Genomic DNA, 16,588 nt, shown 5'->3' on the forward strand with positions numbered 1-16,588 from the left:
CCACCGGCACCCTCCCTCACCTCCGCGCCTCCCCCGCTCGTCTCCCCTCTCGTCGCCCTCGCGTCTCGTCCCCCTCGCGGACAGAGGCCGGCGCGGCGGCCCGTTTTCGTGGGTGGCCCGGGCCAGGCACGATTCCCGGGGCCGGGCCACCATTCCGGTGGTCACCCATGGGCGGGGCGGCCACGGGGCAGGTCGGTGGCGGGCGTGGACAGACCGGAGGGGCCGGTTCGGTGAACCGGCCCCTCCGACGAGGTGCGCTGTGCCGTTGTCCGTTCCTGACGGCGGTCCGGTGGCGGCCGGGCCGGCACGCGTCTGCCTGGGTCAGTGCATGACCGCCATGGCCAGGGCGCGGCGGGCGCGGAGCGAGGCGCGCTCGGCCCGGCGCTGCATCCGGCGGGCCGCGGCGAGCCGGGCGGCCCGGCGTTCGGACTCGGCTTCGCTCAGGCGGTCGCGCATATGCGCACGCGCCAGGGCTTCTGGAATGAGTTGCATCTCACGGGTCCTGTTCTGGCGCGAGGCGATCGCGCCGGTGGTGCGGGTGGTGCTGCGGAGGTCCGGTTCGTTGGTGGACGGCGTCATGGTCGGGTCCTGCTTCATGGGGTCGTGCGTCGCGGGTCGGTCGATCGTGCCGGCGGTGATCATGCCGAGACCGGGTTCTTGCGCGGACGGCCACGGGGCCGCTTGCGGGCAACGACGACACCCTGGACGAACAGCTCGCCACCCCAGACGCCCCACGGCTCGCGACGGTCCTTGGCCCCGGCGAGGCAGGCCTCGCGGAGCGGGCAGGTCTGGCAGAGCGACTTGGCGTACTCCACGTCGGCCGGCGACTCGGCGAAGAAGACCTCCGGGTCGTAGGAGCGGCACGGGACGGCTACGCCCAGGTTCTCGATGGCGTCGTCGAGCACGGTGAGGGCGGTGGGGGAAGTCAAGGAATCCTCCGAGGGATCGGGCGGGGGGATCAGGTCGGTCGACACGGACGGGGTGTGTGCCTTGAGTTGCACGGGTGTGTTCCTCGTCTCTTGTGCCGGCTTGTGGCCGGCGCTGGGAAATCAAAAGGGCCGCGGATCCCGGTGTGGGTTCCGCGGCCCTGGAAGGTGCCGACCTGATCAACGATCAGGCTGGATAACTCCAGGTATCGAGCCCACGGAAGGCCCACATCGTGTGGTGCTGCGTCTGCTGGGACCCGGCACCATTGGCTGCCGCCGCAAAGGCATAGGCATTCGCCTTAGCCACTGCTGCTACCGCAGGTGCCTGGGTCGGTCGCTCGCTGAAACGCGCTTCCACGGCGCCGGACAGACCGGTGCCCCGAAGGTTGAGCGAAGAGCCGAGCAGGCAGGCGGACATGACCGGGCGATCGGCCATTTTGATGGTCTTGATGATGCTCTCCATGGGAATCCGCCTCCTTTCGGCGTCTTAGGGGACTGATCTTCATCAGTCCATGCGTGTTCAGTACAGCACGGATCCATCGGAACTCGGAAGCCCGTTGTCTCCGTGCTCGGAAGGCTATGGGTATGCGCTCCGCGCGCGCAAACTATTTTTCCGTCGCGTCTTGCGCGGTGTCCGCAAACTCGCCACCGGCGCAGAGCGCGAGGACGTCGGCGCCGAAGGAGTCGAGCTTCCGCCTTCCCACTCCTGAGATGCCGGACAGCTCGGAGGCGGTTCCCGGGACGGCCTCCGCGATCGCGAGCAGGGTCTTGTCGGTGAAGACGCAGTAGGCGGGCTGGCCCAGGTCCCGGGCTCGCTCGGCGCGCCAGTCCCGCAGCCGCTCGTAGAGCGCCTCGTCCAGCTCGCAGGGGCAGTCCTCACAGCGCATCAGCTTGATCTCGCCCGCGTCGGTGAGGGTGCGGCCGCACACCCGGCAGCGGACCGGGGCCCGGCGCCCCCGCGGCCGACTCGCGGCCCGTTCGACGCCCGCCACGGCCCCGGCCCCGGCCCCGGTCGCGGTGAGAGCGCGGCCCCCGCTTCCGCGGCTGCCGCCGGAGCCCGGCCGCAGCCCGTTGAGGAAGCGGCTGGGGCGGCGGTTGGGCCGGCCGCCCGGCGCCCGGGAGAGTGACCAGGACAGCGCCAGATGGCGGCGCGCACGGGTGACCCCCACATAGAGCAGCCGCCGCTCCTCCTCGATCTGCTGATCGGTCTTGGCGTAGGTGATCGGCATCATGCCCTCGGTCAGTCCGACCAGGAACACCGCGTCCCACTCCAGGCCCTTGGCCGCGTGCAGTGAGGCCAGCGTCACACCGTCGACGGTGGGGGCGTGCTGGACGGCGGCGCGCTGGTCCAGCTCCGCGACGAGGTCGGCGAGGCCCGCGCCGGGCCGGGCGCGCGCGAAGTCCTCGGCCAGCCGCACCAGCGCGGCCAGGGACTCCCAGCGCTCCCGCACCGCGCCCGAGCCCGCGGGGGGCTCCGGGGTCCAGCCGCGGGTGCCCAGGACGGCCCGCACCTGGGAGGCGAGGTCCGCGTCGTCCAGCGCCGGATCGCTGCCGCCGGCGCGGGCCGCGCCGCGCAGCAGCAGCCCGGCCTCCCGCACCTCGGGCCGCTCGAAGAAGCGCTCGGCGCCGCGCAGCTGGTAGGGCACTCCGGCGTCGGCCAGCGCCTGCTCGTAGAGCTCGGACTGGGCGTTGACCCGATAGAGCACCGCGATCTCGCCGGGGCTCACCCCGGCGGCGATGAGCTCCCTGATCCGGCGGGCGGTGCCCTCGGCCTCGGCAGGCTCGTCCGGGTGTTCGGTGTACTCGGGCTCGGGCCCGGGCTCGCGCTGGGAGACCAGCTCCAGCCGGTGCTCGGCGGCCCGGCCGCGGGCCTGCGCCAGCAGACCGTTGGCCAGGTGCACCACCTGGGGGGTGGAGCGGTAGTCGCGGATCAGCCGGACCACGGTGGCACCCGGGTGCCGCCTGCGGAAGTCGATCAGGTGGTCCGGAGTGGCGCCGGTGAAGGAGTAGATGGTCTGGCTGGCGTCGCCGACCACGCACAGGTTGTCCCGGTCGCCCAGCCACAGCTCCAGCAGCCGCTGCTGGAGCGGGCTGACGTCCTGGTACTCGTCGACCACGAAGTGCTGGTACTGACCGCGGACCTGGTCGGCGATGTCCGGGCGGTCCTGCAGCACACCGACCGTGAGCAGCAGCACGTCCTCGAAGTCGATCACGCCGCGGTCGCGCTTGAGCTGCTCGTAGCCGCCGTAGATCCGGGCGATCTCGGCCGCGTCCCGGGGTGCCTGGCGGCCGGCCAGGGCCGCCGCGGCCGGGTAGTCCTCGGGCACCGTCTGGGTGACCTTGGCCCATTCGATCTCACCGGTGACATCGCGCAGCTCGTTGCGGTCGAGCCGGATCCGGGCGCGGGCGGCGGCCTCGGCGACGAGCTGCACCTTGCGCTCGGCCAGCCGGGGCAGCTCTCCCCCGACCGCCTTCGGCCAGAAGTACTGGAGCTGGCGCAGCGCGGCCGAGTGGAAGGTGCGGGCCTGCACCCCGCCGGCGCCGAGCTGCCGCAGCCGGCCGCGCATCTCGCCCGCCGCACGGTTGGTGAAGGTGACCGCCAGCACGCTGGCGGGCTGCAGGATGCCGGCGCGCACCCCGTAGGCGATCCGGTGGGTGATCGCACGGGTCTTGCCGGTGCCCGCGCCGGCCAGCACGCACACCGGCCCGTGCAGGGCGAGGGCGACCTCGCGCTGCTCCGGGTCGAGCCCGTCGAGCACCGCGTCGGCGTCCCGCGGCGGATCCGCGTACTCGCTCGCCGCTGTGGCCCGAGGGAACAGGGTGGGAGGCGTTGCTGCTGTCACCCCGCCATGCTGCCAGGTTCGCGGAGCGGGCCGGCTCTGGTTGTCCACAACCGCGCGGGCGCGGTCGTACTAATACCGTTTCACACGGCATGCCCCAGGAGAGCGGTCCTGGTCACGGCCGTCCCGGGCCTCGGTCGGCGGTGTGCCGAGGAGGCGGGAGTCACACCGGGAATGGTCGGGGCCCGGTGTGCGTTGGACCACTGAAACCATGCCGCGAGGCACTCCAGACCCTGAGGAGCGCGAGGACCGATGTCGGGCACCGTGACGATGTACAGCACCACCTGGTGCGGCTACTGCCGCCGGCTGAAGACCCAGCTCGACCGCGAGGGGATCTCGTACGTCGAGGTCAACATCGAGCAGGACCCGGAGTCGGCGGCCTTCGTCGAGAAGGCGAACGGCGGCAACCAGACGGTCCCGACGGTGCTCTTCCCCGACGGTTCCACCCTGACCAACCCCTCGCTGGCCCAGGTCAAGCAGGCGCTGGGCGTCTGATCGGCGGGGTGCGCGGGCCCTCGTCGGGACTTCTCGGCGGGGGCCTCGTCGTGGTCGCGGCGCCCTGGCCGCTCAGCAGTACGGCTGCTGGTCGGTGATCGAGGCCGCGACCCGCATGAAGAGGCCGAAGAGTCGGAAGAGCCCCGGGACGGGCCCGGCCACCTCGATGGTGCGCGAGTCGCGCAGTACGGCTCCGGGGATCGCTTCGAGCTGAGCGGCGACGGTGGCCGACTGCCAGCGCACCGCCAACGTCGCCGGAGCGTCCGTGCCCGGTGGCCGCCCCTGGGAGGCCGCCCGGCCGGCGCCTTCGGCGGCGGCTTGCTCGATCGCCCCGCGCGCCTCGGCGACCGGCCGCAGTCGGGCGCTGAAGCGGTCCCGGGCGTATTTCACCGGGGCCGTGACGACCCGGGCGTCCCAGGCGGTCGCCTCCTCGCAGGCCGCGTCGTCCCCGGAGAGCATGACCACGGGCACCCCGAGCGCGGTGGAGGTGGCGTGGACGAATCCGAACTCGCCCATGGGCCGGTCGTCCAGCCACATGTCCTCGATCTCATGGCCCATAAAGCTGTGGCTCAGCACGCCCAGGGCACCGGCGCGCGCGTGGTATCCGACGCACATCACCGCGTCGAAGGAGCCGTCCAGCCCTTCGAGCATCCCCATCCGCTTCGGTTTGCCCCTGACCAGCTCGGCCCGCGGGTGCAACCGGTGCGCCAGCATGTTCCGCATGGAGCCGTGCGCGTCGTTGACCAGCACTCGGGTGGCCCCGGCCGAAAGGGCGCCGCGTACGGCCGCGTTCACGTCCTCGGTCATCATGGCCCGGCCGTGCTCGTAGTCCGGCGCGCCCGGCTGTACGTCATGGGCGCCCACCAGTCCGGTGGCGCCCTCCATGTCCGCGCTGATGTACACCCGCACGTCCGCGTACCCCACTCCGGCCGTCCGGCCTCAGCAGACTGACGATCACGACCTTGCCATCATGGCGGGGCGGTGGCCGCGCGCGGTGGGGAGTTCTCGGCCAAAACCGAACGGCTTGCGCGGAGTGACCGGGCTTCGGTAGGCGACCGGCCGGGGCTCGCCGTCCGGAGGTGGCCCGGTGGCGGCGCGGCCCCGGGAAGCGGGGTGGGCGCAGCCGGCCGGATTCGAACCGGCGTCCTCGCGGTTTTGGAGACCGCGCGCGACGACCTCTGCGCTACGGCTCCGCCCGGCCCGACATCCTAGCCACGGCACGGCCGGAACACACGGCCGCGACGGCACCGCACGGCCCCGGCTCGGCACCGGGGCTCGTCCAGCGGCGACGGGCCTCAGGCCTGCGGCAGGGGTTCGCCGTACCAGCGGGTCACCAGGTGAGCCGCGATCGAGATGCCGGACGGGGGCAGTACCTCGCCGGAGGCGAACGCGGCCCGCAGCTCCTCACGGGAGAACCAGCGCGCCTCGTGGATCTCCTCGCCGTCCACCTGGATCTCCGAGGAGCCGGCCCGCGCCATGAAGCCCAGCATCAGGCTGGATGGGAACGGCCACGGCTGGCTGCCCACGTACTCCACCTCGGCGATGGCGACGCCGACCTCCTCCGCCACCTCCCGGACCACGGCCTGCTCGATGGACTCCCCCGGCTCGACGAACCCGGCCAGGGTGGAGAAGCGCCCCTCCGGCCAGTGCATCTGGCGGCCCAGCAGCGCCCGGTCCTGGTCGTCGGTGACCAGCATGATCACGGCGGGGTCGGTGCGCGGGTAGTGCTCCGCGCCGCAGGCGGGGCAGCGCCGGACGTGGCCGGCCGCCTCGATCATCGTGCGCTCACCGCAGCGTGAGCAGAAGCGGTGCATCCGCTGCCAGTTCTCCAGCGCGACCGCGTGCGCCAGCAGCCCGGCGTCCTGCGCGGACAGCAGCGCGCCGACCTCGCGCAGGCCGGCGGGGCGTGCCGACTGGTCGATGCGGCCGGGCAGCGAGTCCTTCTGCACCGCGAAGTAGCGCACCCCCTCGGCGTCGGTGCCCAGGAAGTAGCGGTGGGTCTCGGTGGGCGGGGCCTCGAAGGCCGGGGTCATGACCAGTTCGGTGCGGCCGTCCGGAGTGTCGTCGACCAGGGCCTGCCCGCCCGAGACCACGAAGACGCGCGTGGTGGGGTGGCTCCACGCCGCGGCCAGCCATGCCTCGTCCAGCCGGTGGTGGGCGGCACGGTCGATGCCGCTGTCACTGGTCAGGACGATCGGCTCGGCGGTGTGTGCTGTCCAGGTGGTCACGTGCTTCCAACTCCCCCTCTGACAAACGTCTCTGTACGGTGTGCCGCGCCGCGGCGGCGCCGCCGCTAGGCGGTGGGCGCGGGGCGCCAGTTCTCGGCCAGGTCTCCCCACAGGTACGCGCTGGTCTCCACGCCCTTCATCAGCAGGTCCAGCTCGACCTTCTCGTTCGGCGCGTGCCAGCCGTCGGACGGCACCGAGATGCCCAGGAACAGCACCGGGACCCCGAGCACGTCCTGGAGGTCGGCGGCGGGACCGGAGCCGCCTTCGCGGGTGAAGCGGATCCGCTGTCCGAAGGCCCGGCCCATGGCCCGCACCACGGACTGCAGCGCCGGGTGGTCCAGCGGGGTCAGGCAGGGCCGGGTCGCGCCCCAGAAGGTGATCTCGTGCCGGATGCCGGCCGGCAACCGCTCGGCGACCCAGGCGCGCACCGCCTTCTGCACGGCCTCCCCGTCCTGCCCGGCCACCAGCCGGAAGGAGAGCTTGAGCTGGGCGGCGGCGGGGACGATGGTCTTGCCGCCGGGCCCCTGGTAGCCCCCGCCGATGCCGTTGACCTCGGCGGTGGGCCGGGCCCAGATGCGTTCCAGGGTGGTGTGCCCGGCCTCGCCCAGCGCGGCGTGCGAGTGCGCGGTACGCAGCCAGCCCGCCTCGTCGAAGGGCAGCTCGGCGAAGAGCTCCCGCTCACGCTCGGTCAGCTCCACGACTCCGTCGTAGAAGCCGGGTATCGCCACCTTGCGGTCGTCGTCGTGGAGCGCGGCGGCCAGCCGGGCGGCCTCCAGGGCCGGGTTGGGCACCGCGCCGCCGAAGGAACCGGAGTGGATGTCCTGGTCCGGCCCGTACAGGTCGATCTGGCAGTCGGTGAGACCGCGCATCCCGGTGCACACGGTCGGGGTGTCCGCGGCCCACATGCCGGTGTCGGAGACGATCACCGTGTCGCAGGCGAGGCGGTCGGCGTGGGCGCGTACCAGGTCGGGGAAGTTCGGCGAGCCGGACTCCTCCTCGCCCTCGATCAGCAGCTTGAGGTTGACGGCGGGGGCGGTGCGGCCGGTGGCGGCCAGGTGCGCCCGTACGCCGAGGGTGTGGAAGAACACCTGCCCCTTGTCGTCGGCGGCGCCGCGGGCGTACATCCGGCCATCGGTGACGACCGGCTCGAAGGGGTCGGTGTGCCAGCCGTCCTCGCGGGCCGCGGGCTGCACGTCGTGGTGCCCGTAGACCAGTACGGTCGGCGCCCCGGGGTCGCCGGACGGCCAGTGGGCGAACACCGCCGGGGCCCCCGCGGTCTCCCAGACCTCCACGGTCGGGAAGCCGGTCGCGGTCAGCTTGTCCGCCAGCCAGCCGGCGCTGCGCCGCACGTCCTCGGCCCGGCCGGGGTCGGCCGAGACGGAGGGGATGCGCAGCCACTCGGCGAGGTCGTCGAGGAAGGTGGCGCGGTGGCCTTCGACGAAGGCGCGGACGGCGTTGTCCGGGGTGTCGCTCATGGCTCCGAGCCTATCCGGCCAAAGTGGCCGACTGCGCCGGGGTCCGTGTGGTGCTCGTCGCCCCGTGCGGCGCCCTGCCTGGAGACAGCCCGCGGAACTCCGCCGGGCCCCGGTCTCCGCCGCGGCTCACCCGTCGGCCTCACCGGTCAGGATGCGCTCCAGCTCCGCCCGGTCCGGCAGCCCGGAGGGGCGGACCAGCTCCCCGCTGCGTACATAGAGGAAGCCGGCGTCCACCGCGGAGAGCGGCACCCCGCGCTGCTCGGCCCAGGCCAGCCGGTAGATGGCCAGCTGGAGCGGGTCGCCGTCGAAGGAACGGCCGGTCTTCCAGTCGACGATCTCGTACCGGTCGCCCGCGGGCCCGCGTTCCCGGTACACGGCGTCGATACGGCCGCGGATCATGCGCCCCGCGAGCAGCAGGTGGAACGGCGCCTCCACTCGGTAGGGCGTGCGCTGGGCGTACGGGGTGCGGGCGAACGCCTCCTTGAGCGCGGCCAGATCCCGCTCGTCGGCGATCTCCGGCTCGTCCTCCGCACCGCCCGGCAGCTCGTCCGGGCCGAGCAGGGGCAGCGGAAGCTCCTCGAAGCGGGACTCCACCCAGGCGTGGAAGCGGGTGCCGCGCCGGGCCGCGGGCTGCGGCGGACGCGGCATCGGCCGGGCCAGCTCCTGGGCGAAGCCGTCCGGGTCGGCGGCCAGCCGCAGCAGCTGTGAGGCGCTGAGCACCGCGGGCAGCGGCACCTCCCGCACGGTGGCGCGGGCACGCCGCAACTCCCCGGCGAGCGCGTCCAGGTCCCGGTCCCAGGACTCGACAAGCCGCGCCTCCTCCGGAACCAGCGGGTCACGCCCCGGCGCCATGGCGTCGGCGGGCGGTGCGGAACCTGTCGGCAGCCCCGCGTCGTGCGGGGTGCCCGCGAGCGGTACGGAGTCCGTCGGCAGTCCCCCGTCGTCCGGACGACCGGCGCGGGACGCGGTACCGGCCTCCACCCGGCCGCCGCGGGGGGCACCGTCCGAGGGCGGCTCGTCGTCGTACGGAGCGTCGGCCGGCGGTACGGAATCCGTCGGCAGCCCCTCGTCGGGCGCGGCATCGGTGAGCGGGCGGCGGGGGGCCGGCACCGTGGCACCGTCCGGAGCCGGGCCGCGGGTCCCCTCGGCGGATTCCGGGTACGGGTGCCGCGCGAGCCGATCGACGGTGGCCCCGGGGCGCTGCCCGGGCGGGGTGTCCGCCGCCGGTGCGCCGCCGCCCTGGGACTCCGCGTCGAGCCCGGTCTCCTCCTCACCCCATGGGTCCTCGCCGGGCCAGGTGTCCTCCTCGGGCCACGGGTCCTCGGCGGGGGTGTGCTCGTCCAGCCAGGCGTCCTCCTCGGCGGGGGCGTGCTCCTCGGGCCACAGGTCCTCGTCGGCGGGGGCGTGCTCCTGCCGCCAGGCGTCGTCCTCGGCCGGGGCGTGCTCCTCGGGCCACAGGTCGTCCGGGAGGTCGCCGAGGCCGGCCGGCGCCGGACGGTCCGCCGGCGCCCGATGCTCCGGCCGTGCCTCCGGTCCGCCCGCCACCGGCGCCGGGCTGCCGGCCCGGCCCGTCCGCCCGGCCGGAACCGCTCCGTCCACGCCGTCCGCGCCGTTCAGATACCGGAACACCGCCTCGGCGGCGCGGCGGCGGCGGGCGAGGGCGTCGGGGTCCAGGGGCAGCGGCCAGGTGCGGTCGGCGGTGGCCGCGGCGTGCAGGGCCGGGTTCTCCGCCCCGTCCTCCGGGGCGTCGGCCCAGACCTCGACCTCGCCGTGCCCGGCCCCGGACTCGCAGTGCGCGCGCAGCGCCTGAAGGAAGTCGGAGGGGCCGCGCGGCTTCTTCTGGGTGGGTCCCCACCAGTGCCCGGAGCCGAGCAGCAGCGAACGGGGCCGGGTGAAGGTGACATAGCCCAGGCGCAGCTCCTCGGTGCGCTGGTGCTCCTTCATCTCCTCGCGGAAGGCGGCCATGCCCTTGCTGTGCCACTCCTGGACGTCCGGCAGGGTGGCGGCGTCCCCGCGCAGGGCGTGCGGCAGCACCTTGGCACTGGAGGTCCATGCCTCGCGGGCCTGTTCGCTGGGGAACTGCCGGGCGACCAGCCCGGGCACCGCGACCACGTCCCACTCCAGGCCCTTGGACTTGTGCGCGGTGAGCACCTTGACGGTGTCCTCCCCGCCGGGCAGGGCGTTGTCCAGCCCCTTCTCGTACTGGACGGCGGTGCGCAGGAAGCCGAGGAAGGCCAACAGGGTGGCCTCACCGTCCAGGGCGGCGAAGTCGGCGGCGACGTCGAGGAAGTTGCGCAGGGTCTCCCGGCGGCGCGCGGCCAGTGCGTGCGGTGAGGCGGACAGCTCCACCTCGAGTCCGGTGACGGCGAGCACCCGGTGCAGGACGTCGAGCAGCGGATCGCCCAGCGCGCGGCGCAGCTCGCGGAGTTCGGCGGCGAGGCGGGCGAAGCGCACCCTGGCCTCGGAGGAGAAGGGCAGTCCGTCATCCTCGCCGCCGGTGGCTCCGGAGGTGAGGAAGGTGTCCAGGGCGTCGGCCAGCGAGATCAGTTCGGCGGGGTCGACGCCCTCCACCGCCTCGGCCAGCCGCCGGTCCGGGTCGTCGTCGGGACCGTCATCGGTGCGGTGGCGCACCAGCAGGCGGGCGCGGCGGCCGAGCAGGGCCAGGTCGCGGGGGCCGATGCGCCAGCGCGGTCCGGTGAGCAGCCGGACCAGGGCGGCGTTGGCCGAGGGGTCCTGGAGCACCTCGCAGACCGCCACCAGGTCGGCGACCTCGGGCAGGTGCAGCAGTCCGGACAGGCCGACCACCTCGACCGGCACGTCCCGTTCCACCAGGGCGCCCTGGATCTCGGCGAAGTCGGTGGCGGTGCGGCAGAGCACCGCGATCTCGCCGGCCGGGGTGCCGGTGCGCACCAGGTGGGCGATGTGGTCGGCGAGCCAGGCCAGCTCCTCGGCGTGGGTGGGCAGCAGCGCGCAGCGCACCAGCCCGTCGCCCTCCGCGCCGGGCGCCGGGCGCAGCGCCTCCACGCCGGCGTGACGGGCGCGCAGCGGGGCGGCGAGGGTGTTGGCGAGCGCCAGCAGCCGGCCGCCGCTGCGCCGGTTCTCGCTGAGCGCGTGGCGCCGTGCCGGGCGTCCGTCGGGGTGGGGGAAGTGCTCGGGGAAGTCGTCCAGGTTGGCCACCGAGGCGCCCCGCCAGCCGTAGATGGCCTGGCAGGGGTCGCCGACCGCGGTGACCGGGTGCCCGGTGCCCTCGCCGGGGGCTCCGCCGGGGTCGGAGCCCTTGCCGAAGAGCCCGGCCAGCAGCAGCCGCTGGGCGACGGAGGTGTCCTGGTACTCGTCCAGCAGCACCACCGCGAACTCCTGCCGCAGCAGCCGCCCGACCTCCGGCCGCTCCAGTGCCAGGGTGGCGGAGAGCGCGATCTGGTCGCCGAAGTCCAGCAGGTCCCGGCCGCGCTTCTCGGCGCGGTAGGACTCCACCAGCTCCAGCAGCTCAAGCCGGGCGCGGGCGGTCTCGGGCACCTTGCGCAGCGCCTCGTTGGTCAGCTTGACGCCGCTCAGCTCGGTCAGCAGCGCGGTGTCGTGGGCCCGCAGCCGGTCGGGCGGTACCAGGTGCTCGGAGAGTTCGCCGTCCAGTGCCAGCAGGTCGGTGACCAGGTCGGCGAAGGGGCGGGTGAGGGCGGGGTACGGGCCGGGGGCGCCGCGCAGTACCCGTGCGGCCAGCTGGAAGCGGGTGGCGTCGGCGAGCAGCCGGGCGGTGGGCTCCAGGCCCACCCGCAGCCCGTGGTCCTTGAGCAGCTGTCCGGCGAAGGCGTGGTAGGTGGAGATCCGCGGTTCGCCCTCGGCGCGGTCCGGGTCGAGGTCGGCGGTCTCGGGCGTGACTCCGGCCCGTACCAGCGCGGTGCGGACCCGCTCGGCCAGCTCCCCGGCGGCCTTGTTGGTGAAGGTCAGGCCGAGCACCTGCTCGGGGGCGACCTGCCCGGTGCCGACCAGCCACACCACCCGCGCGGCCATCACCGTGGTCTTCCCGGAACCGGCTCCCGCCACGATCACCTGCGGGGCGAGGGGTGCGGTGATGCAGGCCGTCTGCTCCGGGGTGAAGGGGATGCCGAGGAGCTCCTTGAGCTGCTCGGGATCGGTGATGCGTGGTGCCACCCCAGTGAGGTTAACGGGGTCCGCCGACATTCCGGGTGGCGCCGGACTGTCGGCCGCCCCACACCGGTGGCGGCTCGGCACGGTGTGCGCCGGGCTGTCGACCGCTTCACCCCGGCAGCGGCCCGGCACCGTGTACCCGGGGCCGCCGGCCGGGCCCGGCACCGGCCCGAAGCGCCCGGAGGGAACCGAGCCGGCCGGCGGTCACCCCGTTGGGCCTTCCGGTGCCCCCGTCTCCGGCGGTGAGTGAGCCGAAGGGCGCGCCGGTGCCGAAAGGGCGGACGAGGAGGGCGCGAGGAACGAGCAACCGTGCGACGGCAACCGTCGGCTGGGGGAGGATCAAAGTGCCCGGAGGTGAACCGGGCCACAGAAAAGGGGCTCACTCGACCACGTGCCGGCCCTCGGGCCGGGCGCTGCAGGAGGCGCGGAAGGCGCAGCGCCCGCAGTGCTCGCCGGTGCTCGGGGTGAAGCGTTCGTCCAGTACCCGGGCCGCCGCCTCGGCGAGCAGGGCGCCGACCTCCCGGCCCTCCTCCGGGCTCTGGGTCTGCACCCTGGGTACGCCCTCGCCGCCGTCCTTCTTGGCGGCCGGCTGCCGCAGCTGGACGAGTTCGGCGCCGCCGGGCTCGGGCCGGGCGCCGTCGAAGAGCCCGTCCACCGCGCCCTCGCGCACCGCCAGCTGGTAGACCGCGAGCTGCGGGTGGCGGGCCACGGCGTCCTTGGTGAGCGGCTGCCGACCGGTCTTGAAGTCGACCACATAGGCCCGGCCGGCCGGGTCCGCCTCGACGCGGTCCATGCTGCCCCGGATGCGTACCGCGTAGTCGCCGGCCTGCAGGGTGAGGTCGAAGCCGTGCTCGGTGGCGACCGGGGTGCGGCCGCCGCGCTCCATCACGTGCCAGCGGACGAAGCGCTCCAGGGCGGCGCGGGCGTTCTCCTTCTCCTGCCGCGACTTCCAGGGGGCCTCGAAGGCCAGCGCGTCCCACACCGAGTCCAGCCGCTCCAGCAGCGCCGCCAGGTCGGCCGGGGTGCGGCCGGAGGCCACCTCGTCGGCCAGTACGTGCAGCACGTTGCCGAAGCCCTGGGCCGTGGTGGCGGGCTCGTCGGCCCGTACCTCGCGGCCCAGGAACCACTGGAGCGAGCAGGTGTTGACCAGCTGGTCCAGGGCGCTGCCGCTGAGTGCCAGGGGCTGGTCGCGGTCGCGCAGCGGGACCCGGCTGCGGGTCGGCTCGTCCAGCCCCCACCAGCGGTAGGGGTGCGCGGCGGGTACCAGGGGCTGGCCCTCGTCGTCCCGGAGCGCGGCCAGTTTGGCCAGCCGCCGGGCGGCGGCGTCCCGCAGCGCCTCGGAGGCCGCCGGGTCGACGGTGGTGGCGCGCAGCTCGGCGACGAGGGCGGCCACCGACAGCGGGCGGCGCGGACGCTGGGTGACGTCGACGGGCTCCACTCCCAGCTCGGCCAGGAAGCGGGAGGGCTGGTCGCCGTCCTCGGCCGCGGCCTTGACCGCGGTGACCACCAGCCGCTCCCGGGCGCGGGTGGCGGCCACGTAGAACAGCCGCCGCTCCTCGGCGAGCAGCGCGCCCGGGGGCAGCGGCTCGGCCAGCCCGTCCCGGCCGATGCGGTCCGCCTCCAGCAGCGAGCCGCGCCGCCGCAGGTCCGGCCAGAGGCCGTCCTGTACCCCGGCGACCACGACGAGCCGCCATTCCAGGCCCTTGGCGCGGTGCGCGGTCATCAGCCGTACCGCCTCGGGGCGCACCGCGCGCCGGGTGAGGGTGTCGGCGGCGATGTCCTGGGCGTCCAGTTCGTCGAGGAAGTTGAGCGCGCCGCGCCCGCCGGTGCGCTGCTCGGCCCGGGCCGCGGTCTCGAACAGCGCGCACACCGCGTCCAGGTCCCGGTCGGCGTTGCGGCCCGCGGCGCCGCCCCGGTGCGCCGCCCGCTCCAGCCGCTGCGGCCAGGTGGTGCCGTCCCACAGCAGCCAGAGCGCCTCCTCCGCGGTGCCGCCCCGGGCGAGCAGCTCGCGCGCGGCCCGCAGCAGCAGCCCGAGCTGGTGCGCGCCCCGGGCGTACCCCGGAGCGCCGCTTGCCGGGCCCGCGCCGCCGGCATGCACCACCAGGCGTTCGGGCTCGGCGAGCGCCTCGGCCAGCAGGGTGTCGGAGGGGCGGGGCACCGCCTGCCCGGCGGCCCGCTCCTCCTCCCGCAGGGCCCGCCCCAGCCGGCGCAGGTCGGCCGGGTCCATCCCGCCCAGCGGGGAGGTGAGCAGGGTGATCGCGGTCTCCGGGTCGAGCGTCCGGGTGGCGGACCGGGACGGGCCGGTGCCCAGGGCGCCGGAGGCCGTCTCCGGGTGGCCGGTGAGGGCCGCCGTGGCCGCGACCCGGAGGGCGGTCAGCAGCGGGGCCACCGCCGGCTCATGGCGGAGCGGCAGGTCGTCGCCGTCCACCTCCACCGGTACGCCGGCCGCGGTCAGCGCCCGCCGTACGCCGGGCAGGGACCGGCCGCCGGCGCGTACCAGCACGGCCATCTCGCGCCACGGCACGCCGTCTTCCAGATGGGCGCGCCGGAGGATGTCGGCGATGTTGTCCAGCTCGGCGCCGGCCGTCGGATAGGTGTACACCTCCACTCGCCCGCCGGGCCGGGTGGCGGTCAGCTCGCGGTGGGCCCGGACCGCCCGGGCGGGGAGGCGGGTGAGCGGCATCCGGTGGGTCAGCAGCCGGGTGGCGGCGAGCAGCCGGGCGCCGGAGCGGCGCGAGGTGCGCAGCACCACCACCGGCGCGGGCGACCCGTCGGCCTGCGGGAAGTCCTCGGGGAAGTCGAGGATGCCGTTGATGTCGGCGCCACGGAAGGCGTAGATCGACTGGTCGGGGTCACCGAAGGCCACCAGGGCCCGCCCGAACCCCCTGCCGGGCCCGCCGGCGGCACCCGATCCCGCGTCTGCACCGGCTCCCGTACCGGCGCCTGCCTCCGTAGCCGCGCCTCCTCCCGCCTCAGCGCGTGCCCCCGAACCGCCTACGGCTCCCGCAGCCGTACCCGAGCCCGCTCCCGTACCCCCGCCGCGCCCGGTCCGGCCGCGCCGGCTCGGCCGGAAGTCGCCGGCGAGTGCGTGCAGCAGGCGCACCTGGGACACGTCGGTGTCCTGGTACTCGTCGACGAACACCGCGTCATAGCGTCCGGCCAGCTCGGCCGCGACCTCGGGCCGCTCGGCGAGCAGCACCGCCCGGTGCACCAGTTCCGCGTAGTCCAGCACCCCCTGGGCGTCGAGCACGTCGAGGTACTCCGCGAGGAAGCCGGCCGCCGCTCCCCAGTCGGGCCGCCCGGTACGGGCCGCGAAGGCGCCCAGCGCCTCCGGGCCGAGTCCGATCTCCCGGCTGCGGGCGAGCACCGCGCGCACCTCGTCGGCGAAGCCGCGGGTGGTGAGGCAGGCACGCAGCTCCCGGGGCCAGTCGATCGATGCCCGGCCCTCGCGTTCCAGCTCGGCCTGACCGGCGAGCAGCTCGCGGACCACCACGTCCTGTTCCGGGCCGGAGAGCAGCCGCAGCGGGTCCGCGAACAGGTCGGCATCCTGGTAGGCGCGGACCAGCGCGTAACAGTAGGAGTGGAAGGTGGTGGCCCGGGGCGCGCGGACGCCGCCCAGCCGGGCCGCCATCCGGTCGCGCAGTTCGACCGCCGCCTTGCGGCTGAAGGTGAGCACCAGCAGGCGCTCGGGGTCGGCGCCCCGCCGCACCCGCTCGGTGACCGCCTCCACCAGGGTGGTGGTCTTGCCGGTGCCCGGGCCGGCCAGCACCAGCAGGGGACCGGTCCGGTGATCGACCACCGCGCGCTGCGCGGCGTCCAGCACAGGAGGGGTGACCCGTCCCGGCCGGGTACGTACCAGTCGATACGTACCCGTGGACGGTCCCCCTGGGCCTGACGGCCCGGGAGGTACCCCCAGCCGCGACTGCCGCTGCCGCGTTGGGGACGAGGAGGAGGAACTCACGTGGATCGCCGGTCCTGGTGGGTGTGCTGGGTGTCGTACGACGGTGCGTGCCGGGCGGTAGGCAGGCCGTGAGGCTCCGCGGCGCGCCACGGGCGCTGCCCGACGACCGGCCGGCGCACGGCGGGCCGTGTGCCGGCTGGGATGCGGTGCCGGGCCCCCTAGACGCTACGCCAGTCCGCGGTGCGGCCGGCGCGATGCGGCGCGACGCCGGGCGGGAGGCCCCGGGGCCCGGTGCCGCCACCGGACGCGCTCCCGCGCCCCGTGGGTACGGGGCCGACGCAGGTCGGGCCGGCGTTCACCGGCCCGGGGGCCGGGCCACGGGTGCGGTGCCCGGGCCCGAGGGCGAAGCCCTGCCGGATGTGAGGGATGTCTCCACCTCCGGGAGCCGCCGTCGTGCGCCGCGCGCCGACACGCCGGACCGCTCCGCCGCTGCCGTCCGGCGCGGCACCGACTCCAGCCGCTCGGAGCGGACCGCGTCAGCCGGCCCCACCACCCCGCCGGGAACCGGTCCCGGACC

General features: G+C 75.0%; 10 protein-coding genes and 1 tRNA gene. 1 reads left to right on the plus strand and 10 read right to left on the minus strand.

The window, feature by feature from the left end; all coding sequences use genetic code 11:
• Positions 1-321: 321 nt before the first annotated feature.
• The 4 genes from E4099_RS15655 to E4099_RS15670 all read right to left on the minus strand — a co-directional run bounded on the left by E4099_RS15655 (position 322) and on the right by E4099_RS15670 (position 3,769).
• Complete coding sequence (locus E4099_RS15655; RefSeq protein WP_135339673.1) at positions 322-642, minus strand: hypothetical protein; 321 nt, start codon at positions 640-642, stop codon at positions 322-324.
• Complete coding sequence (locus E4099_RS15660) at positions 639-1,001, minus strand: WhiB family transcriptional regulator (protein ID WP_135339674.1); 363 nt, start codon at positions 999-1,001, stop codon at positions 639-641. Before E4099_RS15660 ends, E4099_RS15655 begins: the two co-directional genes overlap by 4 nt.
• 112 nt (positions 1,002-1,113) lie before the next feature.
• Entirely contained in the window at positions 1,114-1,389 is a 276-nt protein-coding gene (locus E4099_RS15665) for a hypothetical protein (protein ID WP_135339675.1), read from the minus strand.
• A gap of 142 nt (positions 1,390-1,531) precedes the next feature.
• Complete coding sequence (locus E4099_RS15670; protein ID WP_209446631.1) at positions 1,532-3,769, minus strand: ATP-dependent DNA helicase UvrD2; 2,238 nt, start codon at positions 3,767-3,769, stop codon at positions 1,532-1,534.
• 249 nt (positions 3,770-4,018) lie between these two features.
• Between E4099_RS15670 and E4099_RS15675 the strand changes: the two genes are divergently transcribed.
• A complete protein-coding gene (locus tag E4099_RS15675; RefSeq protein ID WP_135339677.1) occupies positions 4,019-4,261 on the plus strand; it encodes a mycoredoxin in 243 nt (80 codons plus the stop codon).
• Positions 4,262-4,333: 72 nt separating this feature from the next.
• Here E4099_RS15675 and E4099_RS15680 read toward each other — a convergent pair whose 3' ends face one another.
• The 6 genes from E4099_RS15680 to E4099_RS15705 all read right to left on the minus strand — a co-directional run bounded on the left by E4099_RS15680 (position 4,334) and on the right by E4099_RS15705 (position 16,077).
• A complete protein-coding gene (locus E4099_RS15680) occupies positions 4,334-5,170 on the minus strand; it encodes a M55 family metallopeptidase (RefSeq protein ID WP_135339681.1) in 837 nt (278 codons plus the stop codon).
• Positions 5,171-5,379: 209 nt separating this feature from the next.
• Positions 5,380-5,454: transfer RNA gene (locus E4099_RS15685), tRNA-Trp, on the minus strand.
• Positions 5,455-5,556: 102 nt separating this feature from the next.
• Entirely contained in the window at positions 5,557-6,489 is a 933-nt protein-coding gene (gene nudC, locus E4099_RS15690; RefSeq protein ID WP_135339678.1) for an NAD(+) diphosphatase, read from the minus strand.
• Between the two features lie 65 nt (positions 6,490-6,554).
• On the minus strand, positions 6,555-7,964 hold the full coding sequence (locus E4099_RS15695) for a dipeptidase (RefSeq protein ID WP_135339679.1): 1,410 nt from the start codon (positions 7,962-7,964) through the stop codon (positions 6,555-6,557).
• Between the two features lie 126 nt (positions 7,965-8,090).
• Entirely contained in the window at positions 8,091-12,113 is a 4,023-nt protein-coding gene (locus tag E4099_RS15700) for a UvrD-helicase domain-containing protein (RefSeq protein ID WP_135339680.1), read from the minus strand.
• 376 nt (positions 12,114-12,489) lie between these two features.
• Positions 12,490-16,077, minus strand: a complete 3,588-nt coding sequence (locus E4099_RS15705) for an ATP-dependent helicase (protein ID WP_209446632.1) — start codon at positions 16,075-16,077, stop codon at positions 12,490-12,492.
• Between the last annotated feature and the right edge of the window lie 511 nt (positions 16,078-16,588).

The organism is Streptomyces palmae (assembly GCF_004684805.1).
Lineage (GTDB): Bacteria > Actinomycetota > Actinomycetes > Streptomycetales > Streptomycetaceae > Streptomyces > Streptomyces palmae.

Bases quoted from the DNA above. Each gene is read 5' to 3' on its own strand.
- E4099_RS15655 (WP_135339673.1), bottom strand. From the start codon at position 642: ATGATCACCGCCGGCACGATCGACCGACCCGCGACGCACGACCCCATG.
- E4099_RS15665 (WP_135339675.1), bottom strand. From the start codon at position 1,389: ATGGAGAGCATCATCAAGACCATCAAAATGGCCGATCGCCCGGTCATG.
- E4099_RS15675 (WP_135339677.1), top strand. From the start codon at position 4,019: ATGTCGGGCACCGTGACGATGTACAGCACCACCTGGTGCGGCTACTGC.
- E4099_RS15695 (WP_135339679.1), bottom strand. From the start codon at position 7,964: ATGAGCGACACCCCGGACAACGCCGTCCGCGCCTTCGTCGAAGGCCAC.